Origin of the sequence: Sulfurospirillum diekertiae (assembly GCF_002162315.1) — a bacterium.
GTDB lineage: Bacteria > Campylobacterota > Campylobacteria > Campylobacterales > Sulfurospirillaceae > Sulfurospirillum.
This window is the reverse complement of sequence record NZ_CP021416.1, coordinates 1,224,853-1,247,487: the sequence shown is the minus strand read 5'-3', so window position 1 is coordinate 1,247,487 and position 22,635 is coordinate 1,224,853. Positions and strand designations below refer to the sequence as shown.

Annotated in this window: 22 protein-coding genes; 10 read left to right on the top strand and 12 right to left on the bottom strand. The window is 38.9% G+C overall.

Features of this window, described 5'->3' with window-relative positions; genetic code table 11:
* Positions 1-154: 154 nt before the first annotated feature.
* The 8 genes from mmuM to Sdiek1_RS06315 form a co-directional block, all read right to left on the bottom strand.
* Positions 155-1,090 (bottom strand): homocysteine S-methyltransferase, encoded by a 936-nt coding sequence (mmuM, locus tag Sdiek1_RS06350; RefSeq protein WP_087438412.1) that lies wholly within the window; start codon positions 1,088-1,090, stop codon positions 155-157.
* Between the two features lie 30 nt (positions 1,091-1,120).
* On the bottom strand, positions 1,121-1,879 hold the full coding sequence (locus Sdiek1_RS06345) for a winged helix-turn-helix domain-containing protein (RefSeq protein ID WP_087438411.1): 759 nt from the start codon (positions 1,877-1,879) through the stop codon (positions 1,121-1,123).
* 167 nt (positions 1,880-2,046) lie between these two features.
* On the bottom strand, positions 2,047-3,426 hold the full coding sequence (locus tag Sdiek1_RS06340) for an OprD family outer membrane porin (protein WP_087438410.1): 1,380 nt from the start codon (positions 3,424-3,426) through the stop codon (positions 2,047-2,049).
* A 104-nt stretch (positions 3,427-3,530) separates the two neighbouring features.
* Positions 3,531-4,163 carry a cytochrome c3 family protein gene (locus Sdiek1_RS06335; RefSeq protein WP_087438409.1) on the bottom strand — a complete coding sequence of 211 codons (633 nt, stop codon included), beginning with the start codon at positions 4,161-4,163 and terminating at the stop codon, positions 3,531-3,533.
* On the bottom strand, positions 4,160-4,540 hold the full coding sequence (locus Sdiek1_RS06330; RefSeq protein ID WP_087438408.1) for a cytochrome c3 family protein: 381 nt from the start codon (positions 4,538-4,540) through the stop codon (positions 4,160-4,162). The genes Sdiek1_RS06335 and Sdiek1_RS06330 overlap by 4 nt, the downstream gene beginning before the upstream one ends.
* A gap of 55 nt (positions 4,541-4,595) precedes the next feature.
* Positions 4,596-6,158 (bottom strand): flavocytochrome c, encoded by a 1,563-nt coding sequence (locus Sdiek1_RS06325; protein WP_087438407.1) that lies wholly within the window; start codon positions 6,156-6,158, stop codon positions 4,596-4,598.
* Positions 6,159-6,421: 263 nt separating this feature from the next.
* Positions 6,422-7,711, bottom strand: coding sequence for a nitrogenase iron-molybdenum cofactor biosynthesis protein NifN (nifN, locus tag Sdiek1_RS06320; RefSeq protein WP_238099201.1), 1,290 nt, complete (start codon positions 7,709-7,711; stop codon positions 6,422-6,424).
* A 22-nt stretch (positions 7,712-7,733) separates the two neighbouring features.
* The gene (locus Sdiek1_RS06315; RefSeq protein WP_238099199.1) at positions 7,734-9,041 is read right to left on the bottom strand and encodes a nitrogenase component 1; all 1,308 of its coding nucleotides are present in this window, start codon (positions 9,039-9,041) and stop codon (positions 7,734-7,736) included.
* Between the two features lie 340 nt (positions 9,042-9,381).
* Here Sdiek1_RS06315 and Sdiek1_RS06310 point away from each other — a divergent pair, with 340 nt between their 5' ends.
* The 3 genes from Sdiek1_RS06310 to Sdiek1_RS06300 are packed head-to-tail and all read left to right on the top strand — an operon-like array spanning position 9,382 to position 11,353.
* Entirely contained in the window at positions 9,382-9,759 is a 378-nt protein-coding gene (locus Sdiek1_RS06310; protein ID WP_087438406.1) for a DUF362 domain-containing protein, read from the top strand.
* Positions 9,760-9,762: 3 nt separating this feature from the next.
* Entirely contained in the window at positions 9,763-10,146 is a 384-nt protein-coding gene (locus Sdiek1_RS06305; protein ID WP_087439848.1) for a NifB/NifX family molybdenum-iron cluster-binding protein, read from the top strand.
* Positions 10,118-11,353 (top strand): FprA family A-type flavoprotein, encoded by a 1,236-nt coding sequence (locus tag Sdiek1_RS06300; protein WP_087438405.1) that lies wholly within the window; start codon positions 10,118-10,120, stop codon positions 11,351-11,353. Before Sdiek1_RS06305 ends, Sdiek1_RS06300 begins: the two co-directional genes overlap by 29 nt.
* On the opposite strand, the gene Sdiek1_RS06295 is transcribed toward Sdiek1_RS06300, so the two are convergent.
* From Sdiek1_RS06295 to Sdiek1_RS06280, 4 genes are all read right to left on the bottom strand, one after another.
* A complete protein-coding gene (locus Sdiek1_RS06295; protein WP_087438404.1) occupies positions 11,318-11,737 on the bottom strand; it encodes a response regulator in 420 nt (139 codons plus the stop codon). The genes Sdiek1_RS06300 and Sdiek1_RS06295 overlap by 36 nt on opposite strands.
* Positions 11,734-12,948 (bottom strand): PAS domain-containing sensor histidine kinase, encoded by a 1,215-nt coding sequence (locus Sdiek1_RS06290; RefSeq protein ID WP_161492006.1) that lies wholly within the window; start codon positions 12,946-12,948, stop codon positions 11,734-11,736. Before Sdiek1_RS06290 ends, Sdiek1_RS06295 begins: the two co-directional genes overlap by 4 nt.
* On the bottom strand, positions 12,936-14,717 hold the full coding sequence (locus tag Sdiek1_RS06285) for an EAL domain-containing protein (RefSeq protein ID WP_087438402.1): 1,782 nt from the start codon (positions 14,715-14,717) through the stop codon (positions 12,936-12,938). The genes Sdiek1_RS06290 and Sdiek1_RS06285 overlap by 13 nt, the downstream gene beginning before the upstream one ends.
* Positions 14,718-14,812: 95 nt before the next feature.
* Positions 14,813-15,403 carry a response regulator transcription factor gene (locus Sdiek1_RS06280; RefSeq protein WP_192866779.1) on the bottom strand — a complete coding sequence of 197 codons (591 nt, stop codon included), beginning with the start codon at positions 15,401-15,403 and terminating at the stop codon, positions 14,813-14,815.
* A 198-nt stretch (positions 15,404-15,601) separates the two neighbouring features.
* Here Sdiek1_RS06280 and Sdiek1_RS06275 point away from each other — a divergent pair, with 198 nt between their 5' ends.
* From Sdiek1_RS06275 to Sdiek1_RS06245, 7 genes are all read left to right on the top strand, one after another.
* Positions 15,602-16,693 carry an HD domain-containing phosphohydrolase gene (locus tag Sdiek1_RS06275; RefSeq protein ID WP_087438400.1) on the top strand — a complete coding sequence of 364 codons (1,092 nt, stop codon included), beginning with the start codon at positions 15,602-15,604 and terminating at the stop codon, positions 16,691-16,693.
* Between the two features lie 91 nt (positions 16,694-16,784).
* Positions 16,785-18,215, top strand: a complete 1,431-nt coding sequence (nifB, locus tag Sdiek1_RS06270; protein WP_087438399.1) for a nitrogenase cofactor biosynthesis protein NifB — start codon at positions 16,785-16,787, stop codon at positions 18,213-18,215.
* Between the two features lie 10 nt (positions 18,216-18,225).
* Positions 18,226-19,344, top strand: coding sequence for a homocitrate synthase (gene nifV / locus Sdiek1_RS06265; RefSeq protein WP_087438398.1), 1,119 nt, complete (start codon positions 18,226-18,228; stop codon positions 19,342-19,344).
* Complete coding sequence (locus Sdiek1_RS06260) at positions 19,344-19,601, top strand: hypothetical protein (RefSeq protein WP_087438397.1); 258 nt, start codon at positions 19,344-19,346, stop codon at positions 19,599-19,601. The genes nifV and Sdiek1_RS06260 overlap by 1 nt, the downstream gene beginning before the upstream one ends.
* Positions 19,594-20,589 carry a leucine-rich repeat domain-containing protein gene (locus tag Sdiek1_RS06255; protein ID WP_087438396.1) on the top strand — a complete coding sequence of 332 codons (996 nt, stop codon included), beginning with the start codon at positions 19,594-19,596 and terminating at the stop codon, positions 20,587-20,589. The genes Sdiek1_RS06260 and Sdiek1_RS06255 overlap by 8 nt, the downstream gene beginning before the upstream one ends.
* 35 nt (positions 20,590-20,624) lie before the next feature.
* Entirely contained in the window at positions 20,625-21,287 is a 663-nt protein-coding gene (locus Sdiek1_RS06250) for a uracil-DNA glycosylase (protein ID WP_087438395.1), read from the top strand.
* Complete coding sequence (locus tag Sdiek1_RS06245; protein ID WP_087438394.1) at positions 21,284-22,630, top strand: type 1 periplasmic-binding domain-containing protein; 1,347 nt, start codon at positions 21,284-21,286, stop codon at positions 22,628-22,630. Before Sdiek1_RS06250 ends, Sdiek1_RS06245 begins: the two co-directional genes overlap by 4 nt.
* The last annotated feature ends 5 nt before the right edge of the window (positions 22,631-22,635 follow it).

Here is a 22,635-nt window from a genome sequence, read left to right as displayed (position 1 = left end):
TTTATCACTATTAGGACTAAAAAAGTCACTTTTTTTAAACACTATACAAGAAGTGTTCCGTAGAAAAATATACTTTACATGTAAAGATAAAAAAGTTTTATGAAGTGCTGTGAAGTGAATAATTTTCAGTTCACAGCATTATTAGAAAGAAGAATTAATGCCTTACCCATTGTGCGATTTGAGCAATATCAAAAGGCGTTGTTTGACAACATCCCCCGATGATACTTGCACCCTTTTTATGCCAGACATACGTCATTTTTCCATAGGATGTACTTTTAGAGAGTCCATCCCATGTTTTAGTGAGTGCATTGTAGGTTGCCCCACCATTAGGGTACACGATGATAGGTTTAGACGAAACCGCTTTAATTTCACCAATAAGCGATTCGATATATTGAGGAGCTGTACAGTTAATGCCAATAGCAATGATTTGCTTTTGGGTATCAAGAAATTGCGCACATTCTCGCATACTTTCACCACTGTTGATGTGCACTCCATCTTTAGCACTAAAACTCACCCACGCATACATTGTGGGAAAAGCCTCTAAGAGTTTGCAAAGTGCTTGTGCTTCGATTAAACAAGGAATGGTCTCGCACGCTAAAAGATCGGGCTTGGCTTCTATAAGGGTAGCGAGGCGCTTTTGATGAAAATCCATCAGTGCTTCCACACTGAGCCCATAATTGCCCCGAAATTCTGAGCCATCGGCAAGGTACGCACCATAGGGACCGACAGAGGCCGCTACCAGAGGTTTTTGCCTTTTGGTATGTTTTTTGACATCATTCCAAAAGATATCACGAACATTTTGAGCGATTTTTATTGAAGATTGGATGAGTTCTTTTGCTTCTTTCTCACTCATCCCCCGTTTCATAAAACCTTCAAAAGTCGCTTGGTAGCTTGCCGTTGTAATACAGTCAGAACCCGCTTCAAGGTAGTCTTTATGAACTTCGCCAATCGCCTCTGGTTTTTCCATTAAAAACTTAGCGGACCAAAGAGAATCATTGATATCATAGCCTTTACGCTCTAATTCCGTACCAAAGGCACCATCAATGATGAGCACTTTTTGCTTTGCTAATATCTCTTGAATAGGGTTCATAGACCATCCTAAATTTAGATCATATCATGACTATAAAGCAGCATACAAACAAGAATCTGCAAAAACGGGCAATAAAGGTAGGCAAAATTTTATAATCGCACTACTTGTACTATCCATTTCTTCTTCTATTTTTGTATTAACGATTCTATATCCCTCACCTTTAACCGTTTCAATAAGATGAAAAGGCAAAAGTTTTGCGCGTAATTGTCGCACAAGTGATCTAATTCGCTCTTGGCTAATCACTTCATTATGGTAAACATAACATACGATTTCGTCAGAGGAAACTATATGAGGGGATTTGGCTAGTAAATATTTGAGGAAAAGGGCTTCTTTCCTACCTAAAAAAATCTTATCTTCTTTATAAATAAAAAGAGCATTTTTAAAATCAAAACAGACATCTTTCGCTAAACAAAAAGTATCATCATTCCAAATATGACACAATTTGTAAATCCTAAAAGCGATCTCATCAGGAGAAAAATCTTTGATAATAACATCATCGTATGAGAGGTAATAAAGGGTTTGTAACATACGAGGGTTAGCCACTTTGTCTAAAATGAGCAAAATAGGAGCATCATTTCCTCTCTGCCTGATAAATTTCATAATAGAAGGATCTGTAGGATTTTTGAGGTTGAGAATAAAAAGAGAATAATCTAATAAAGAGGCACCTTCATTCATTATCTTTTCTTCAGATTGTATTTTCTTCATATTCATTTTTAAACGCAATTTATTCATAAATATATCGATGTCATCCGCTAATGCTCGATCTGGTTCAAGAAAAAGTACTTTCACTTTTCTCCTTTTCGGTGGATTAGTATGATCTCTAGTCTAGCATTCTGAGACTATTTTATTCAGGAATATAATATTACATTATATTCCTGAAATATTTAAAGTAGTTTAAAGGTCTATGTCAGATAAAAATTTGAGTGATTCAAAATTTATTGGAATCACTCAATACTCTAAAATTTATAGTTAACGTTTACCCACAACTCATCCGTTGAAAGTGACTTCGTTTTCACATCTGCAGTAAAGTAATCTTTATCAAATGTGACATAAGTAACATCTGTTGTTAAGCCTTTAAGTGCTGGAATAGCATAGCTTAATTTTACAGAATAGCCATCAACCTCTAGGTTACTATTAGCAACTGTTGAAATAGTTGATGCGGATGGTGCATCTTGTTTGGCTGTAACATAAGCAAGCTCTGTTGTAAGTCCATTAACACCAATTTTTGAAAAATCATATGTTGTGCTAAGTTTATAAGTGTCCGTACCAGCATAACCATTAAAGACCAATGGTCCACGAATCGGTAGGATGGTATAACATAATGGGCCATTACCAAGACCTAGAAGCATATCATCACCGTTACTTACCGTTGTATACGCTAAAGCAGCACCAAATCCGTAAAGTTCAGTAAATCCTACACGAAGTCCAAGCATATTACCATCAATATGAGCTACATCTAGGTCACTACCAGCACGTGAACCTCTGTAATTTGCATCAAAGTTAAGTTTGAAATTACTGACAGGCAGTACATAATTTGCTTCAGTGTAATAGAATGAAACATCATCTGTTTTATCGGTTGGGCTAATACCATAAGGACCTTTGCCCGCAGGAATTGCTGTTTTAATACGAACATCATTTGCTTGTGCAAATTGTGCCGTTAACGTAAGATTTGAAACAGATTTATTAATAGCACCTAATGAATATGCACCATCAAATTCAAATGTAGATGGACCAGCTCCCGCTAAAATAATTTGTTTTGCAAACTCAGGCGCTTTATATGTGTTTGCTACACCATTGAGTACATCGCTTGTTCTACCTTGGAACTTATCCACATAGTGCGCGAATACTGTTGTTTGTGGTAAATCCATATTGGTAACAGACACACCTTCAAAAGACTCTCTAAAGAAGCGGGTAGGATTTCCAGAAAGAAGTGGTGTTGAGATATATTGGCGACCAACTTTAATATCTGTTTTGCCAATTTTATAACCTAAATAGGCTTCTGAGAGAACAGAGCCTTGACCTGATTCTTCTTTATTAAAAAGTGCTTTTGCATCATCTGTTGCAAAGGGGGTTGAACTTGCTTGGAATGTTGTACCAAATCTCAAGCCATATAACGTATCGGTTACATAACCTAGTTCAATACCCACATTTAAAATACTTTCATGAGATGCCTTTGAGTAAAAGTTACCCTCCTCGTCATTATCCCAATACCATGCTTTTAATGTACCATTGACTTTACCATTTTTAAAAGCATCTGCTAATGTATCTGCCGCATACATATGACCACTAAGTCCCAAAACCATAATTGTAACGATACTAAGTTTAGCGAGTTTCATCTTTTCTCCTTTTTTTGCCCATTTTGTGCTTTACATGTAAAACACCATTAACGATCTGCCCCATTGATTTACCGCAAAACCAGTGGGGCTTCTCTTTAGAACCCTTACTTCATCTCTTCGGCTAATTTTTTCTCAGCCTCATCTTTTTGTTTGTCTAACTTTCCTTTGTAAAACTCATACTCAGGTTTATAATAATTGAGCATGCTTCTTAACCCTTTATGCCCAACTTCAATGTGACAAGAGGCACAACTTATCTCTTTATCTGTTCCTTTGAGGCTAGCATAATGCGCGTGCATTTTGTGACCTTTTTCACTGATCGCATCGTTGGTTTTGTAGTTGGTATGGCATCCCGCACATGCTTCATCACGGACAAAGTGCGCCCTATTGGCACGGTTAGCCTGCCAATTAATCGCATCAGGATTGCCAAAGAAGTGAATCGCTCCTTCTACAACGCCATTTCTCGCCTTGGTAGCAATATAAGCAATGACATTATCATGAGGTAAATGGCACGTAACACATGATACTTTAATGCCCACTTTACCGTTTCCACCATGCACATCATTATGATAGGCTGCAACCATCGGTTTCATTTCATGACACACGATACAAAATTTATCATCGCTAGTACGATGAAGTCCTTCATAAAGTACCCATGAACTGAGTAACCCTATTAAAATACCTACTAAACCCATTAGTAAAATGTTATTTTTGATGATGAGAAATATTTTTTTAATCATGGTGTCGGCCTCATCCAAATCTTAACATCATTACTATGGCAAGATAAGCACATATTTTCAGATGGCTTGTGCTCATTGTGACACTCATCACAATAGAGTTTTGGACCATCATGAATGGAATTATGTGGATTGACATGTAATGGATCCATAAACTTTAGCCTATCTGCCAAAAACTGTTTTGTTTTATGACAGGACAAGCACCCTTTATCCCCAATCAATTGAAAATTTTTAGGGTCATCTCCTTGACCTTCATGACAATCGGTACAACTAAGCGATAACTTGTCATGATGAGCCTTAATGGGAAACTCTTTTTTAAGTTCAGGCGTGATGTTAATCTTTGGCGACGACGTGTTTGCATCAACACCTAAAAGAGACATCCCACTGAAAATAAAAAAAGAACCCTACTATCCATAGAGTTCTTTTGATACACATTTATATGTTCTCTCCTGCGATCATACCAAAGGTCAAACAATCGGTTACAGCAACCGTACCTAAACGGCTTGCGCCATGGGTTCCCCCGGTGACTTCACCCGCAGCATAAAGACCTGGGATTGGTTTGTTGGTGTTAGCAGAAATAACTTGTGCTTTCGTATTGATTTGTAAACCACCCATGGTATGGTGAGGTTTTGGTACCAAACGAATCGCATAGAATGGTCCTTTCATCTCAATTGCTTCTTTACCTTTGACATCTTTAAGAGATTGTTTTTTGAACTGATCTTCAGTGCCATTTTTCGCATCTTCATTGTATTTTTTGATCGTCTCTTTGAGTGCATCTGCTGGAATTTTGTAGTTGGCTGCAAGTGCATCAATGGTGTCAAATTTTTTCATAACGCCACCGGTTATACCTTTTTCCATAATGGGATAAACTTGCTCTTCAAAGGTATTATACGTTCCAATAGCAACAGGGTATGCTTTTGGAGCTTCTCTTAAGATGACATACTCAGCGTCTGCTCGTGTTTTACGATCGGCCATTTCATTCATAAAGCGTTTACCATTTCTGACATCAACGGCAATACCAAGTTTAAAGAGTCCTTGTTGTGTCAAAAGTGGTGCTACACCAAAACCTCTCTCATCTGGGCTTGCCCATGGTCCTTGTTGAATCCACGAAACATGTACAGGAAATGCGCCAATTTGGAACGCTTTAAGCAATGCACCTGCGGTGGCACCTTCATGGTTAGTCGCATCCATATCTTCTGCAAGGCGTGGATCTTGTAGTTTTCTATACACTTTATCCATAGAAAAACCACCACTGGCTAAAACAACACCTTTTTTCGCTTTATAAACTTTTTTCTCACCTGTTTTGTTTTCAACATCATCGCTTAACAGTTTTGCATCAAAACGGTAGTTGATACGAGCTGTGACACCTACAACACTAGTGCCATCGTTACTCATAACAAAATCATCCATTTTAGTACGTGTCATGATTTTACAACCAGGAAGTTTTTCAACGAATTCATGCATTGGTTTAATAACGCCAGAACCACTCATATTATCCGTTACCAATGATCTAGGAGCTGAGTGTCCACCAAACCATGCGGGTTTAACATCTTGCCATTTAGCACCACATTTAATAGAGAAATCTAATGCATCTTGCGCACGTTTCACGATGGTTTCAAGTAACTCAACGTGGTTGATACCAAGACCTGCTTTGAGACAATCCGCAATAAAAAGCTCACCTGAATCTTGAATACCGTATTTTTTTTGCCATGTACTGTTTGGAACTGCCATACCACCACCATTGATAACGGAGTTACCACCAATACGTCCCATTTTCTCAAGAATCAATACTTTATAACCACGTTCAGCTGCTTTAGCCGCAGCCGCAAGACCTGCAAAGCCAGTACCAATGACGATAACATCGTATTCTTCATCAAACTTGACATCTTTTTCAATCGGTGCTGCAGCCATTGCATTGGCTGCACTTAACATTGCTGCACCTGCGCCAACTACGCCTAATTTTAGGGCATCTCTTCTTGACATCGTCTCTTTACTCATTGTATTACTCCTTTTTGAAATAGTGTTTTTTATTTCTAACTTAATTTTAATAACTAACTGTGAGATTTAATGTGAGATATGAGAAATATCATTGCTTTTGACGAAAAAAGTATTTATTCCTACACAATATGAATCAAAAAGGGTATTAAAAACTCCAAATTACTTCTAAATTGATTGAAAAAAGAAGTTTAATAGAGCAAAAGAAGATAAAGGAAGTTATGAGTTGGGCACAAAATGTGCCCTATTGAAAGTATTGGAAGTTATTAATGATGGACTAATAGGTTGGTTACTTCACATAAAAAAATGCAGCTACCTTCATACAAAATGTTATGGCGTAGCCCAATACCGACTTGTTCATAATTGGGAAAGCCTCGAATCAACAGTTCTTTATGATGTTTATGCGCTAAACGCTCACCATGATAGTTGGTAATGAGCATATCCATAGCGGGAAGAGCTTTTTCCACCTCTTCTAAATCGCCAATGGAAACTTTACATGTAAAGGCTTCTTGCACTTCACTGCGCTGCGCGATGTACGCCTCACACGTACTTCCAGCTTCTTTGAGTGCTTTAGCCATCGCATACGCACTATCAGGTTCATCCGCGATCAAAATCTTCGCTTTTCCAAGGGTAAAATGGGTATCTAAGAGCACATCTTGCAAGCGGGCACGCCATCGTTTGACGACACTGGGTACACTTTTGCAGTTCAAAAATTCAAACAGTTTGGCATAAAAATCATCACTCGCTTCTAAACCCATAAGGCTATCAAAATGCAGATGGGTACTTTGAGGGAATTTTTCATAAAAAAGTTCGCCACATTTTTTAACCGAACGCCCTATGGTGATGACAGCACCCGCATCACCTAGTTTTTCGATGTCTGCAACACTAATGCCTCCACTGCTAAGGGCTCCTTGCTTCACACCCAAATGACCATCGAGGGAATCGCTCAGATCGGGAAGGGCATAGACTTCTAAATCCAGAAGTTCGAGTGCTTCTTTGAGTTTTTCAACTTCAATGGGGCTAAAATTGACATTGGGGACAAAAAGAACTTTATCTTTTCGGACATGCGTGGTTGGCTCAATCAGTTGGGTGATGATGTTTTGAACGCTCAAACTCCAACCACTCTCTAGCCCTCCTTCAAAATCAGGCGTATGCACATACACCATTTTTTGCTTCTCTTTTAACAGAAGCGTTGCACCTTTGATGTCATCGCCTTTGGTCTCCGTCATGCCTGTCGTAAAAAGCCCAACCAAATCAGGCGTTACTTTTTTAGTAATGTTTTCCACCGCTTCGGAAATACCTTTGTCGCCACCATCAATGACCGCAGTTATATCATTGACCGCAGTGGTTTGAATGGCAATAGGATCGTTAAAGTGTCTGGTAAAAAGTACCTTCGTAAAGGAAGCACACCCTTGTGCTCCATGCATCAGAGGCATACAGTTTTTAATGCCCAAAAAGGCGAGTGTCGCACCCATCGGTTGTGAGAGCTTAAGAGGGTTTACATGTAAAGGCTTCATTGGGGTTGTTTTCATCTCTTTGGGATTCATAAAGCTCATGGTCTCCTCCTCATTTATTTATTTATGCCACGTCCCACGGCGCTTGTTTTCCAACCAGTTTAAAAACAGGGTTTGAAAGGGCGGCACAGACATCAATGGCAAGATTTTCAAGCCCACCGTACGCGCCATAACTCACTTTTTTCTCTTGATTGACATCGACAAAGGCAATGCGTTTTTTAATCGCGGTGTAAAGACTTCGTCCACCTGCGAGTAAAATGTCGATTTTGTGCTCATCAATCAAACGAGGCTGGTCGACACCGGGTGCTTTAAACAAAATAGGCACATATTCACCTGCAATCGCCACATCTTCTTCCGTTGCTTTTTGCACGCAGGTTGCGACCACTTCGATACCGATGTCTTGAAGCGCTGAAGCGATAGACCATGACTTGTTACCACCCGTGTTGAGAATGGCTTTTTTGCCTTTGAACATTGGATGGTACAGCTTCAAACGCGTCTCCAATTTCGCCTCTTCTTCAGCAATAATCGTTTCTGCTTTCGCAATCAATTCCGCATCGCCAAATGCATTCACAATAGAGCGAATCGCATTGGACGTGTCACGCTTTCCATAAAAGGAGACGCTGACATAAGGGATGTTATAGCGCTCTTGCATTTTACGGCATAAGGTTACCAAAGACTTAGCACAAACAATGACATTGAGCTTTGCCGTATGAGCTGTTTGTATCTGCTCAATTCTGCCATCGCCCGAGAGAGAGGAGATGACTTTGATGCCAATGCGCTCCAAAAGAGGCTTATACTGCCACATATCGCCCGTTACATTATAATCACCGATCAAGTTAATGCCAAAGGGATGAATGCTTTCTGGCTCACGCGTACCGACAAGCGCTTCAAGCACTGCTTCGCCCGCAAGGCGTGATCCTAGATTTTTACTGCCCACAAAACCAGGCGCATGTACTGGAACAATAGGAATGTGAAACAGCTCTTCTGCGGTTTTACATGTAAAGTCAATATTATCACCGATCATCGCTGTCACGCACGTTTCGTAGACAAAAATCGCCTTAGGATTTTTGTGCTCCACGATGTAAGAGAGAGCATCTGCGAGCTTCTTGTCACCGCCAAAAATGATGTCTTGGGTCGTGACATTGGTGCAATAGCCCAGTGGCGTGTTATTTTCACCTTCATAGCTTGTAAGTGTAGCTCGAGTCTCCCAAGAAGCGCCAAGACAAGTGTCGGGACCATGCACTAAATGCACAGCATCCGCATAAGGAAAGAGTGATATTTGCGCTCCCTCAAACGCACACCCTCCGCTCGTCGCTCCAGGTTTCGGTTTATCACAGCTACTTTTTTTTGGTTTTGTTATGAGAACAAGCACTCTCGCTTAACAAATCCTTGATCAGTTTTCTATTTACCATATGTATAGATTTGCACAATCCATTCCATTTAGAGTTTTTACATTACACCTTTTTGCAGTAGCACGAAAACAAAACTCTCAATGCAGTTTCTAAGCGAAAAATAGCACCATATCAAGAAAAAAAAATTCGTGCAGTATTTAAAAAAACCTTTAATGGAACAGCTCTTGCATAAAAAGTGGTGTGTACCTTTAAAAACCCTTACTCAACGCCCACGATGCGATCAAGCCCTTTTCACATCGTGGGTACATTCAAGCAAGGCTTTTTAGAGTTACTAATCCATTCCCATCAAAAGGATTTACCATGGCAGTAAAAATTACAGAACTTTGCATCAATTGTGACAGTTGTATTGACGAGTGTCCAGCAACCGCTATTGTCAGTGCAAGCGACTCACCGGTCAATGGTGACAACACGTATGTTAAACCAGAAAAATGTATTGAGTGTTCTGATGGCACTATGCCAAAATGTGCAGATGCCTGTCCAACAGAAGGTGCAATTGTATGGGATATGCCCTACACTGCTGAATACAATGCGTACTATGTTGCAGGTCATGAGAGTGGCATCTACAACATTCGTGAGCATAAGAAAAATGGCATCATGTTCCCAGCAGTTTCTCCTAAACCTTACCGTGAAGCGATCTCTATCGCTAATCGCCAAGCACATACTCCTGTAGCGGAGTAAATGATGAAAATAGCATTTGCATCCACAGACAATATTCATGTTAATGACCACTTTGGTTGGTGCAAATGCTTTTATCTCTATGAGCTGCAAAAAGAATCGTTTGTTTTTCTCAAAGCACTAGAATCACCCAATGAACTCACTGAAGAAGGCGATAAACTGGCTTATAAAATCGAATGTTTAGAAGATGCCAATATCTTGTGTGCTTCCCACATTGGACCTCGCGCTTCATTGATGGTCAAAGGCTCTGGTATTTTTGTACTGAAGTCTGAAAAAGAGAATGAACGCATTGATACCCTTTTAAACACACTACTGACATTAAAAAATAGCAATCCGCCTCTTTGGATGCAAAGGTTTCTCCATGCCGCATCACCCCATAACCATAGCTAATGATATCTATTTTATAGGTGTATTTGACCCCGATATTCGAACGTTTGACATCGTAATGCGAACCGCTAATGGTTCGAGTTATAACGCCTATCTTATGAAAACAACTGAGGGTGTCATCATTGTTGACACGGTTAAAAAAGAGTTTCAAGATGATTTTTTTCATCATGTCGAGGCACTTTGTTCCTACGATGAAATCAAATATGTCATTATCCATCATATAGAACCTGATCATTCAGGAGCTTTGCCTGAATTGATTCAAAGAGCACCCAACGCTAAAGTGCTTATCTCTCCCCAAGCTACTACGATGCTTAAAGCACTTACCAACAGCGAAGAGATCAATTTTGAAACAATTTGGACCAATAAGCAGCTTGTTTTAGGTGGGAAAACGATCACGTTTCTCACAACACCGTACCTGCATTGGCCAGAGACTATGAGCAGTTATGTGCATGAAGACAAGCTACTTTTTAGTGGTGATGTTTTTGGTTCACACTATTATGATAAACGCCTTTTCAACAATAAGGTAGGTGACTTTTCATATGCATTTCAATACTACTATGACCATATTATGCGCCCATTTCAAAGCTATGTCAGAAGTGCGCTAAAACTCTATGAACGTTTTGAAATTGAGCTGATTGCTCCGCTTCATGGTCCCATATTACGAGAAAATCCATATCAATATATTGATGCATATAAACAATGGAGCCATAAAGTTGAAAATAATAAAGGTAGTGGTAAAAAAATACTCTCTATTTTTTACCTTACTAGTTATAAAAATACACAAGAGATGGCACAATCGATTTTTGATGGATGCGAAAGTGTCGAAGGCGTTGTGGCCAATATGTATGATCTTGCGTCTATTGAAGCACAAAACATGATAGCGATTTTGGAAGAGAGTGATGGTTTTTTAATTGGCACACCTACCATCAATGCCGATGCGCCTAAACCTGTGTGGGATCTGCTTTCCTGTTTAATGTTTTTAGAAAAACAAGGAAAATGTGCAGGAGCGTTTGGATCGTATGGATGGAGTGGCGAAGCGGTTGATCATATCCTAGCGCGTCTTAAGTCTCTCAAACTACGGGTGCCGCCTCTCACGCCACTTAAGATAAAACTGATTCCAAGTCAATCCGAACTTGAAGAATGTTACCAATTTGGAGTGGAATTCGCTGAGATTTTAAACGGTAAATTGGTCGAGATCGATCTTGCCTAAGGCTGTGTTACAACAACATTCATTAATTTTAGCAAATAACATATCCATATCATAAGGCTTTACCAAATAACCGTTCACACCTAACTTTTCAGCTTGTTCACGCTGATCTTGACTACTATGCGCTGATGTAATAATGATTGGAATCGTTGGATTTTCAATGCGAATGCGATTGAGCATACGAAATCCACTCATAAAAGGCATTTGTAGGTCAGTAATAATAATATCTGGAGCATCTTTATAAAATCGATACAATCCCTCTTCACCATTTCGAGCCGTATAAAACTCATCAAACACCGTATTAAAAACGGAGAATAAAGAGTCTAAAACATTGTGTTCATCTTCAACGATCAAAGGACGAACCTCTTTAAGATCATTCAACTTCATGATACCAATCCCTGCAATATAATTTCAAATCGTGCCCCTGACGCAGTATTTGCCACACGAATACGTCCATTCATATGCTCTTCAACAATAATTTTAGTCATATAAAGTCCAAGTCCAGTCCCATTTTGTGAACCTTTTGTAGAAAAATAAGGTTCAAAAATATAAGGCATAACAAGCGTATCAATACCGCCACCATTGTCTTCTATTGAAACAATAATCGTGTCATGTTCCTCCCGTTTTGCCTCAACAATAATCTGCTTTGCATGATCACCGCAACTCTCTAAAAGAACGTCTTTGGCATTGTTAAAGATGTTGATGATCGACTGCCCAAACTCATTGGGAAAACTCTTTACATGTAAACCTTCTTCGGCAACAAAAGAGAGCTCTATTCCGTGTGCTGAAACAATAGGTTTTACCATTTCAACGGTATGTGCGAGTTGTTGTTTGACATCAAAAACTTTCTGAGATTTATCGGGTTTAAAAAAATCTCTAAAATCATCAATGGTTTTTGACATCTGCAAAATCTGACGCATAGAGTCCTCTTTAAACTCATCCATGATGGTATCATCAAGTTTTTGAAGTTTATATTTGAAAGCAATGTTTTGGGCTAGCAGAGAGAGGACATTGAGAGGTTGTCGCCATTGATGGGCAATCATACTAATCATTTCACCCATTTGCGCATGACGAGATTGCTGGAAAAGCATCATCTCTTGCTGACGATTTTTTTCAATTTGTTCTTGCACTTGATTTTCTAAAGTTCTATTGAGCGTTTGGAGTGCATACTGTGTTTCTTTAAGCTCACTGAGATCGATAACAGCAGAAATTCGCATGGTTTTTCCAACACTACGAACGATGGAGCCTTTCACTAATGCGGGAAAAGAGCTTCCATCTTTGCGTAAAAGCATACATTCATAGATACCCGTATTTTTCATAGATTTTTCGCGTATCAGCTTTTTGGATGTAGCAGCTACAAAATCGACCATCGACTTACCAAGCATCTCCTCTTTGCTCTCGCCTCCAAATAGCTTTAAAGCTTGCTCATTAATCTCGACAATACGTCCCTTATGAGAAACCACCAATCCTTCAATCGCAAAATCAATCAACTGCTTAAATTTTTGATGCTGCTTTAAACGTAAATAACTCCACATAAATCCAACAAAAAGGGCTAAAGCTAAAAATAAAAGGATCGTGAATGGTGTTAGTGAGAACATTGTAGCTCCAAACATGGCTCGCCAATAAAATACCCTTGAAACTCATCTACGCCTATTCCCACCAAAAGATCAAAGATCTCTTTTTTATGCACGTATTCAGCAATCGTCTTTACATGTAAAGCATTTGCAAACGAAACAATGCCCTTGACAAGCTTAAATGACTTCACGTCTTTATCGAGATTTTGGACCAAACTACCGTCAATTTTGAGATAGACTGGATTTAATTCCAATAAATGTGAAAAATTGGAATAACCTGTACCAAAGTCATCAATAGCAATCGGTGCATCATCGTACTTGATGTATTTTAAAAAATTTATAATGGTCGTATAGTCCGTTACCTTTTCACTTTCAACCACTTCAAAAACGAGATGAACCGCTCTGCTTTCGTTTTTAAACTCAAGAATTTTAGATCGCATAAAGTCACGTATTTCTTTGTTAAGCATGTCTCGGAAACTAAGGTTAATCGAAAATGTCATATCGGGATATAACACCATCATCGCAAATACTTTTTCGATCATTCTGTAACTAAGACTATCATATTGTTTCGTTCGACGTAAAATGTCTAAAAAATAATAGGGTGAAACATACTGATCTTGATCAAATTTATCCTTTGTTTTGATACGAATCAGCGCCTCATATTTTATAATCTCCCTCTCTTTGTCGCAAATAGGCTGAAAGAAAGGAACAATATTGTCTTTATTAAGCGTATCAGCAATGACATCTTGCCAATAAAAATCATTGGCTAACGATTCCGTCTCATCTAAATTGCTGGTATAAACAACAAAAGCTTTATTAGTTTGTTTGGCAAAATCAAGAGCCGTAAACGCTTTTTTAAAAAGATTTTCTTGATCGAACGTTACACCCATGGAGATATGAACCAATATTTTTTCAATAAGTCCTTCGACTTTTATCTCGATACCATTTAAAATACCCAGTGTTTGGGCAATATCTTCATAGATTTTTTCAGGATCAAGCTGTGTGCTCAAACGAAGCATTGCAAATTCGTTAGAAGAGATACGAAAAACATCGTAACAAAGGGATGTTGCAACCTCTTTAAAATGGTGGGAAAACTCTTTTAAAATTTGATTGCCTGCTTCAATGCCATAGAGCTTATTGTAATTTGTAAAATTATCAATATTGATTAAAAATAATGTGGGAACTTCTGAGGGCTGTATCTGTTCTAAAAGACGATCCAAAGTATATTTATTAGGAAGCTTTGTGAGTGCATCTGTATGCAGCTGTTCTTCAAGTGCACTTTTCTGCAATACTATTGTGTTCTTTAAATCATTCGTATAAGCACGATATTGTGCTTTGAGAAGAATTTTTTCCACAGTAGAGCTTAAGGAATCAAAAAACTGATCGAGTTCAATAGGTTTTAAAATATAACCATCGACACCCAAACGAATTGTTTCAATCAAAAATTCCACATCATTATGGGCTGATGTAACAATGATAGCCGTCTCTTTACAAAATTTACGAATTTTAGTAATTAAAGAAATACCATCTAATCTAGGTATTTTTAGATCTGTAATTAAAAGGTCGTATTTTTGTATTTGAGGTTCTTGTGAAATACCCAATTGAGGTATGGCAATTTCAGCATCAAAGAACATATCATAAGCATTTTTCCCATCACTCGAAACATCAATGCAATCAAAAAATTCACTTAAAATAGAATGAGTGTATTTTCTAGTAACTTCATCGTCTTCAACATATAAAATCTTCAAATTTTTACAACGAGATCTTAGGTCCTCCATTGCTGATGCTTCCATCATTTTCCTCATCATCTTGGATCAATTTTTTGATTATACACCAAAGAAATGGTTTATTATCAGTTTTGTATGAGGATTATTAGGAAATGGATGGTTTATAACACTAAACGATAGCCTGTTCCATACTCTGTCATAATGTATTTTGGCTTCTTTGGGTCATCATCAAGCTTTTTACGAATATTTTGAATATGGTAATTTAGAGATTGTGGAGAGCTTAAAGAGGAGAGATGAATCGCTAAAACATTGCGATAAACCACTCTATTTTTGTTTTCTATGAGGAAAGAAAGTATTTTATACTCAATTGCGGTAAGTGAGAGTGGTTTTTGATTGAGTAAGATTGTTTGGCTATTGTAATCAATGGCAAGATTATTTTTATTGTATTCCAGTTTAATCATAGAACAGCGTCTCAAAATTGCCCACATACGCACTTCTAACTCTTCAAGCATAAACGGTTTGCATAAATAGTCATCTACCCCAAAACGAAAGGCTTGTACTTTCGCTTCTAAATCAGAATGGGCACTTAATACAATAATAGGAATACTTGTTCGATTATTGATCTGTTTAATCACCTCGAAACCGCTGAAATCAGGTAGGCTAAGGTCGAGAAGTAGAAGATCATAATGCTGTGCCGAAAGCTTTAAAAGCCCATCAACCGCCGTTTCTGAAATATCCAATTCAAAACCCACACTCTCCAAATATTGGGCAACTTGAGTCGCTTCTTCATAATTGTCTTCGATTAAAAGAACTTTAATTTTTTTTTTGCATTTGAATTCTTACTCCAAACTTTTCTGATTTTGTATTATACATAAAGCTCATAATTTTGCCTACAAGAATATGAAAACTTGGTTATAATACGGTTATATCCTTCCACGTAAGAGAAAACCATGAATTCAGCGGAAAAACAGCTTGCCATTTTATTGGAGTTTGGTAAAGTCATTAACAAAACCAAAAGTTTGAACGATGTTTTGGAGTCTATGGCAAATTTTGCACGGGACATCTTACAAGCAGATCGTTGTTCTATTTTTGTCTACAATAAAGAGAAAGAAGAACTCTGGTCAAAAGTGGCACATGAAGTTCATCCCATTCATGTGAGTACCCAAAAAGGTGTTGCAGGGTATTCTGCCCTTTCAAAAGAGACACAAATTGTTGTGGATGCTTACAATGACTACCGTTTTAATCCTGATGTCGATAAAGCCACAGGCTATTTGACACACACTATTCTCGCTGTTCCCTTACTTGACAATCAAGAAAACACCATTGGCGTCTTTCAAGCGCTCAATAAAAAAGAAGGTTTTTTTACCAACGTTGATGCTGAGCTTTTACTTCTTATCTCTAACTACGCCGCTTCAGCCATTGAAAATGCCATTTTATATGACAAACTACGTGATACTCAAACTAAGATTATCAATAAACTCGCTTCTGTTGCAGAATTTAAAGACCAAGAGACATCCAAACACACCAAACGCGTAGGGCTCTACAGTGCACTCTTAGCCGACAAGATGGGTTTAAATCAAGATGATATTTATAAAATTGAACTCGCTGCTCCCATGCATGATGCAGGAAAAATCGGCATTACCGATACTATCTTGCTTAAACCTGATAGACTCGATCAAGAAGAATTTGACATTGTAAAGACACACACTCAAATAGGTTATGACCTTTTATTTGACAGCGAAAACGAATACCTTAAAACTGCCGCACTCATTGCACTGGAACATCATGAAAAATGGGATGGAACTGGCTATCCATTGGGTAAAAAAGGTGAAGAAATTTCTATTTTTGGAAGAATTGTTGCTATCGCCGATGTGTTTGATGCACTTATTTCTGTGCGCACCTATAAACCCGCTTGGAGTTTTGAAGAGGCATATGATTTTCTCAAAAAAAACAGAGGAACACACTTTGACCCTATATTAATTGACCTTTTTAGTGAAAATATTGAAAGAATTCGTGCTATTTATTTAGAACTACGAGATTAGGAAAACCTTCTTAAATTTAAAGACTCGCTCTTTATTTTCCAAGGAACAGTTTGTGCAAACTTTAGAGTAAAGAAATTCTAAAGGATCGCACATGAGTTGTTCTTGCACATCATCCACCAACACACAAAATGAACTTCATGCTAGCATCATGCAAAAGATTAACAACCACCCTTGTTATAGCCAAGATGCCCACCAACATTATGCGCGTATCCATGTTGCAGTAGCTCCTGCATGTAACATTCAATGCAACTACTGTAACCGCAAGTACGACTGTTCCAACGAAAGTCGTCCCGGTGTTACGAGCTATAAACTAAGCCCCGAAGAGGCAGTGAAAAAAGTCTTACATGTAGGCGGACTCATTCAGCAACTCAGTGTTGTAGGCATTGCAGGGCCAGGCGATGGACTTGCCAATCCTAAGCAAACCTTTGAGACGTTTGCGCTACTTAAAAAATACGCGCCTGACATCAAACTCTGTCTTTCAACGAATGGTTTGATGATTCACAAACATATTGATGAGATTGCTAAATACAACATTGAGCATGTTACCGTAACGCTTAACTCTGTTGATGAGAGCGGTGAAATTGGTTCTAAAATCTACCCATGGGTTTTTTACGAACATAAAAAACACCGTGGTGTGGAAGGTGCAAAATTATTGCTTGAAAAACAGCTTCTTGGTATTCAAATGCTCGTTGAGCGAGGCATTCTTGTCAAAGTGAACTCAGTCTTAATTCCAGGCATCAACGATGAGCATCTTCCTCTCGTTGCTAAAAAAGTCAAAGAGTTGGGTGTTTTTATTCAAAACGTTATGCCAATCATCTCAAAACCAGAATACGGTACTAAATTTGGACTCGATGGCGTTCCAAGTGCTACGCATAAACAACTCATGAAAGCACAAGAAGCCTGTGATATCAATGTCAAATTGATGCGCCATTGTCGCCAATGCAGAGCTGACGCGGTTGGTTTACTCGGTGAAGATCGTAGTGATGAATTTTTCAAAGAGAGTTTTGCTGACAAAAGTTTTGCAGAGCTTTCTCACCATTACAACCTTAACCAACGTATGAAAACCCATGAGAATATCGAAACATGGAGAAGAGCACTCCGAGCTGCCAATGGTAAAATTACTCAAGAAGACGCGACCAATAAAGATGAGCTTAGCTCTACTGGCGATACAATGCTTGTAGCCGTTACCACGCGTGGAAATGGACTGATTAACGACCACTTTGGGAGTGCGAAAGAGTTTTTAATTTACGAAGCAGGCGATAAAGCGATTAAATTTATTATGCACCGTAAAGTCGAAAATTCTTACTGTATGGGTAAAGAGAACTGCAATGGAACCTACCCTATCGAAGAGATCAAAAATGCCCTCTCCGATTGTCATCTTCTCTTAACCCAAAAAATTGGCGAATGTCCACAAAAAGAGTTAGAGAGTATTCACCTCACATGTGATGAGAGTTTTGCGGATGAGCCTATTGAGCTTTCTGTCTTAAAGGGAGTGCGTAAACACTTTTTTGCTACTGCATAAGGAGTAGACGATGATTATCAACGATACCACACTTCGAGATGGTGAGCAAGCGCCGTATGTTGCGTTTAATACCGAAGAAAAAATTGCCATCGCTTCTGCTTTGTACCTAGCGGGAGCCGATGAGCTTGAAGTGGGAATTCCAGCAATGGGTGCAAAAGAGCAAGCCGACATCAAAGAAATTTTAGCGCTTGATCTTCCACTTCGCATTATGAGTTGGAATCGTGCCACGATGTGCGATCTTGAAGCCTCACTCTCCTGTGGATTAACGGCTGTTGATCTCTCTATTCCCGTATCGGACATTCTCATTGAAGCAAAATTTGGGGGCGACAAAACGCGCCTCTTAAAAAACCTCGAAGAGGTTTTACATGTAAGCAAATCTGAGGGAATTTTTACCTGCATTGGTGGTGAAGATAGTTCACGTGCAGATCTTGGCTTTTTGAAAGAAGTAATGGAATTAGGAGCTAGTCTAGGAGCCAATCGTTTTCGATACTGTGATACCGTAGGCATCATGCGACCCCATCAAATTTATGAGCATATTGCCTACCTTTCAAGCCTCAATCTTTTAGAGATCGAAATGCACACCCACAATGACTTTGGCATGGCAACGGCGAATGCTATTAGTGGTCTTGAAGCGGGGGCTATGAGTGTTAACACGACGGTCATTGGACTGGGTGAACGCGCGGGAAATGCCAGTTTTGAGCAGGTTTTAATGAGTCTTGCCCATCTTTTCGGTGAAAAACGCATTATCAATGCAGACGCTCTTAAACATGTGGTGCAACTGGTCGAAAAAGCTTCCAATCAGAGTATCTCTGCCACAATGCCGATTGTAGGTAAAAATATCTTTTCACACGAATCGGGTATTCATGTTAATGGTATGATTAAACACGATAAAGCCTATGAAGCCTTTTCACCTCAAAGTGTGGGGATGACACGCAGTTATCCTATTGGTAAGCATTCAGGCAGTTCAACACTTCTGTTCCATCTTCGAGCGATGGGGTATGAGCCTGAAAATGAGGTTATCAATAAAATGCTTCCTCAAGTGCGTGAGATGGTGACAAAACGTAAAAAAAGTTCTCAACAAAAAGGAGCTAAGAGCGCTCTATATCGCTTCAAAAGCTGGATAAATTAATGGAAGAATATGCCTCTAAAATCATCTGTGAATGCGGTCAAAAAACCATTCAGGAAGCTATTGATATTTTTAAATCTACGACCCTCCCCTATAAAAAAGCCAAAAAACTTGTCACTGGGTGTAATCAAACCTGTTGTCGTAGACCTTTAATGGCACTCTTTAATATGGTAGAATTCGGTGAAATTGATTACGAAGAGATTGCCTTTTTAATTGATCAAAAAAATAGTAGATTTGAGCAAGGAGAGAGTGATGAGTGAGAGTATTCGCGATTTTGCACATTGGATAAAATCCCAAGGATTGGAACACACCTTGCCTCGTGAACTCTCAAAACTTGAAAGCCTCACTACGCTTGATCTCAGTCGGAAAAAGCTCAAAAGTCTACCTGAAAGCATTAATGCCCTTCAAAATCTTAGCATACTTAAAATTTCAGGTAATAGGCTTACAGAGCTTCCACAAAGTATTTGCACCCTTAAAAATCTTCGTAATTTGCAGTGCGAGAACAACCTTTTACAAAGTCTCCCCGAAAACTTTGGAGAACTAAGCTCTTTAGTCATTTTAAACCTCAATGGAAATCAACTGACGACACTGCCACAAAGTTTTTATGCGCTCTCCAAGCTTACGAGGCTCACTCTTGCTGTCAACCGTTTAAGCCATTTAGATGCTGCCTTTAGAAACCTCAAAAAACTTTTACATGTAAGCTTGGATACCAATTATTTTGAGTCTCTCCCTGAAGTCTTTGGCTCGATGCAATCGCTCTATTATCTCGATCTTTCATTTAATAAACTCACCACATTGCCTAAATCTCTTGGTGAAATCAAAGAGCTTGAAACCCTTATTTTAGAAGGCAATCTTTTGCAAAATCTTCCTTCATTAGAGGCGCACGATATGCTGGTCAAACTCAACCTTGCCTCCAACCATCTCACCTCCATTGACTTTGATATTTCAAAATTAGAAGATTTAAAAATTCTCTCTTTGGAAAACAACCTCTTAGAGAGTGTACCAAACACACTGTGCAAACTCTCCAAACTCACCTCTTTGGATTTGAGTGCTAACCGCCTCAAAAGCCTCCCTGAATGCATTGGAAATCTATTGCACCTCTATGAATTAGATGTCGAAGAAAACCTCCTAGAAAGCCTTCCAGAATCCATTCAAAAGCTGACAAACCTCAAAAATCTTTTTATTGCCAATAACCACAATTTGCAAAAGCCAGACCTCCCAACTTTAGAGTATTGTGACATCGAATAAGGATATTTTAACTCCCGCTAGGCTACCATATAAGAATGACTCACATTGAAAAGATACGACTTTTAAAACTTTTATACCAGTACAGAGCTCTTGGATTTGAATTCTTCCAAGAGTATCGACCGCTCTCGTTGAGCACACAACCTGCCCTGTCACAGAATTTAGAAGAGTTAAAAAGTAGTGTCGCAGGATGTCATCTTTGTGCACTTGCAAAGAGTCGTAAAAAATGTCATTTTGGTGCAGGTAATCTGAAAGCTAAAGTGATGTTTATAGGCGATAACCCAGGCGTTAGCGAAGATGAAACAGGAATGCTCTTTACGGGTAAAAGCGGCGAATTGCTCGCAAATATGATCGAAAAAGTTCTTTTGATCCCCAAAGAAGATGTCTATGTCACCACGATTTTGAAGTGTAAAACACCCGATAATCGTGTTCCAACACCTGAAGAAGTTGCTTGTTGCAAACCGTATGTGATGCAACAGATTCAAACCATTCGACCACAAATTATTGTTGCACTTGGATCGACCAGTTTTCATCATCTCACAGGAGAGTATGATACACCCATTGATAAAATACGTGGCACCGTGCTCAATTTTGGTGAAGCCAAATTGATTCCAACGTTCCACCCAAGTTTTTTACTGCGAAACCCCAGCGCTAAAAAAGAGGTTTTTGCAGATATGCTAAAAATAAGGAGCATGTTATGAGATTTTGGTTGACATTATCCCTCAGTTTATTCATCTTTGCAGGCTGTACAACCCAAGCCCCAGAGCCTTACACACCCAGTACCTACAATGTATCAACGAGTATGAAAAAAGCTCCTAATCAAAAGAATACTTCAACGTATCCGGGCTCTGAAAAACCGCTTGCAAAAGCAACAACCCCCTCTAGCAGTTTAAAAAATACCGAGACACAGTCCTCTTCAGCCCCTGTGACGATTGACAATACGATTACATCAACCACAATTGCGATGGCGACACCGACACCGAGTACAACCGTTGAACAACCAAAACAGCCTATAAGCACAGAAGAAGCAACCTCCTCTTCACAAGAAACAGATACCTCTGTATCAACCTTAGTGCCTGTTCCTGCCGCCTCTATGCCAAAGCCGCTGAATGATGACAGCACTATCATCAAAATTGCTGTTTTAGTCCCTCAAAAAACCATTAAAAAATATGCTATTACTTCAGTGAACTCCGTCATTGCATATTTATTGTATAAAAACTACTATTTTGATCTCAATGTTTTCAATACAGGGGATGAAAGAGAAGATTCAATTGCTAAAGCACTCTCTGACATTAAAGCAGGTGGATACCACTACATCATTGCTCCTGTAACAGCAGATGGTGCACAAATCATTGCGAACAATGTACAAGACACCCTTGTCTTTATTCCTACACTCAATCGCTCCAATGTACGAAGTGCTGGCTCTAATATCATCTTTGGTGGTATCGATTATGACCAACAAATCGCCCTCTTGGCAACAAAAGCAAATGATCGTGTTGGAACATTTGAGGATGGAAGTAGCCTAAGCTATCAACTCAATGGACTCATTAAGAAAAACAGCAATCATGTCTTTTATGAGAAGCGCGTCGAAAATTCTAAAATGAACTATAAACAACTCTTTAAAGGGAATAGCTCTTTAAATAACGCATCACTTTATCTCAATACACCATTGGTTACATCCAGCCTCATCGCTTCACAGCTTCGTGCCAATGGTATTAATCCATACATGTTACTCTCAACACAGATCAACTATAACCCTTTACTGCTTTCTCTAACACAGTATGAAGATCGTGACCAAATGTATATTGCCAACTCCATCCAAAAAGCACCTCCTTCACTTGAAGAGATCAATGCTTTATTTGGACATGACATTGTTTATGATTGGGTCAACTACTCAACCTCTGTTGGAGCCGATTATCTCTGCCAACAATTCTTTGATGGAAAAATATCACGAACCTTTAAAGAGAATATCTCTGGTAACCAAGTGGTGTATAACACCTCATTGTATCAACCCGGTCGCAATGAGTTCATCCGAGCAAATTAGACTTG

Excerpts from the sequence above, each read along its gene's own strand:
- mmuM (WP_087438412.1), bottom strand. The coding sequence starts at position 1,090 with ATGAACCCTATTCAAGAGATATTAGCAAAGCAAAAAGTGCTCATCATT.
- Sdiek1_RS06340 (WP_087438410.1), bottom strand. The coding sequence starts at position 3,426 with ATGAAACTCGCTAAACTTAGTATCGTTACAATTATGGTTTTGGGACTT.
- Sdiek1_RS06335 (WP_087438409.1), bottom strand. The coding sequence starts at position 4,163 with ATGATTAAAAAAATATTTCTCATCATCAAAAATAACATTTTACTAATG.
- Sdiek1_RS06330 (WP_087438408.1), bottom strand. The coding sequence starts at position 4,540 with ATGTCTCTTTTAGGTGTTGATGCAAACACGTCGTCGCCAAAGATTAAC.
- Sdiek1_RS06325 (WP_087438407.1), bottom strand. The coding sequence starts at position 6,158 with ATGAGTAAAGAGACGATGTCAAGAAGAGATGCCCTAAAATTAGGCGTA.
- nifN (WP_238099201.1), bottom strand. The coding sequence starts at position 7,711 with ATGAGCTTTATGAATCCCAAAGAGATGAAAACAACCCCAATGAAGCCT.
- Sdiek1_RS06310 (WP_087438406.1), top strand. The coding sequence starts at position 9,382 with ATGGCAGTAAAAATTACAGAACTTTGCATCAATTGTGACAGTTGTATT.
- Sdiek1_RS06305 (WP_087439848.1), top strand. The coding sequence starts at position 9,763 with ATGAAAATAGCATTTGCATCCACAGACAATATTCATGTTAATGACCAC.
- Sdiek1_RS06300 (WP_087438405.1), top strand. The coding sequence starts at position 10,118 with ATGCCGCATCACCCCATAACCATAGCTAATGATATCTATTTTATAGGT.
- Sdiek1_RS06295 (WP_087438404.1), bottom strand. The coding sequence starts at position 11,737 with ATGAAGTTGAATGATCTTAAAGAGGTTCGTCCTTTGATCGTTGAAGAT.
- Sdiek1_RS06290 (WP_161492006.1), bottom strand. The coding sequence starts at position 12,948 with ATGTTCTCACTAACACCATTCACGATCCTTTTATTTTTAGCTTTAGCC.
- Sdiek1_RS06285 (WP_087438402.1), bottom strand. The coding sequence starts at position 14,717 with ATGGAAGCATCAGCAATGGAGGACCTAAGATCTCGTTGTAAAAATTTG.
- Sdiek1_RS06275 (WP_087438400.1), top strand. The coding sequence starts at position 15,602 with ATGAATTCAGCGGAAAAACAGCTTGCCATTTTATTGGAGTTTGGTAAA.
- nifB (WP_087438399.1), top strand. The coding sequence starts at position 16,785 with ATGAGTTGTTCTTGCACATCATCCACCAACACACAAAATGAACTTCAT.
- nifV (WP_087438398.1), top strand. The coding sequence starts at position 18,226 with ATGATTATCAACGATACCACACTTCGAGATGGTGAGCAAGCGCCGTAT.
- Sdiek1_RS06260 (WP_087438397.1), top strand. The coding sequence starts at position 19,344 with ATGGAAGAATATGCCTCTAAAATCATCTGTGAATGCGGTCAAAAAACC.
- Sdiek1_RS06255 (WP_087438396.1), top strand. The coding sequence starts at position 19,594 with ATGAGTGAGAGTATTCGCGATTTTGCACATTGGATAAAATCCCAAGGA.
- Sdiek1_RS06250 (WP_087438395.1), top strand. The coding sequence starts at position 20,625 with ATGACTCACATTGAAAAGATACGACTTTTAAAACTTTTATACCAGTAC.
- Sdiek1_RS06245 (WP_087438394.1), top strand. The coding sequence starts at position 21,284 with ATGAGATTTTGGTTGACATTATCCCTCAGTTTATTCATCTTTGCAGGC.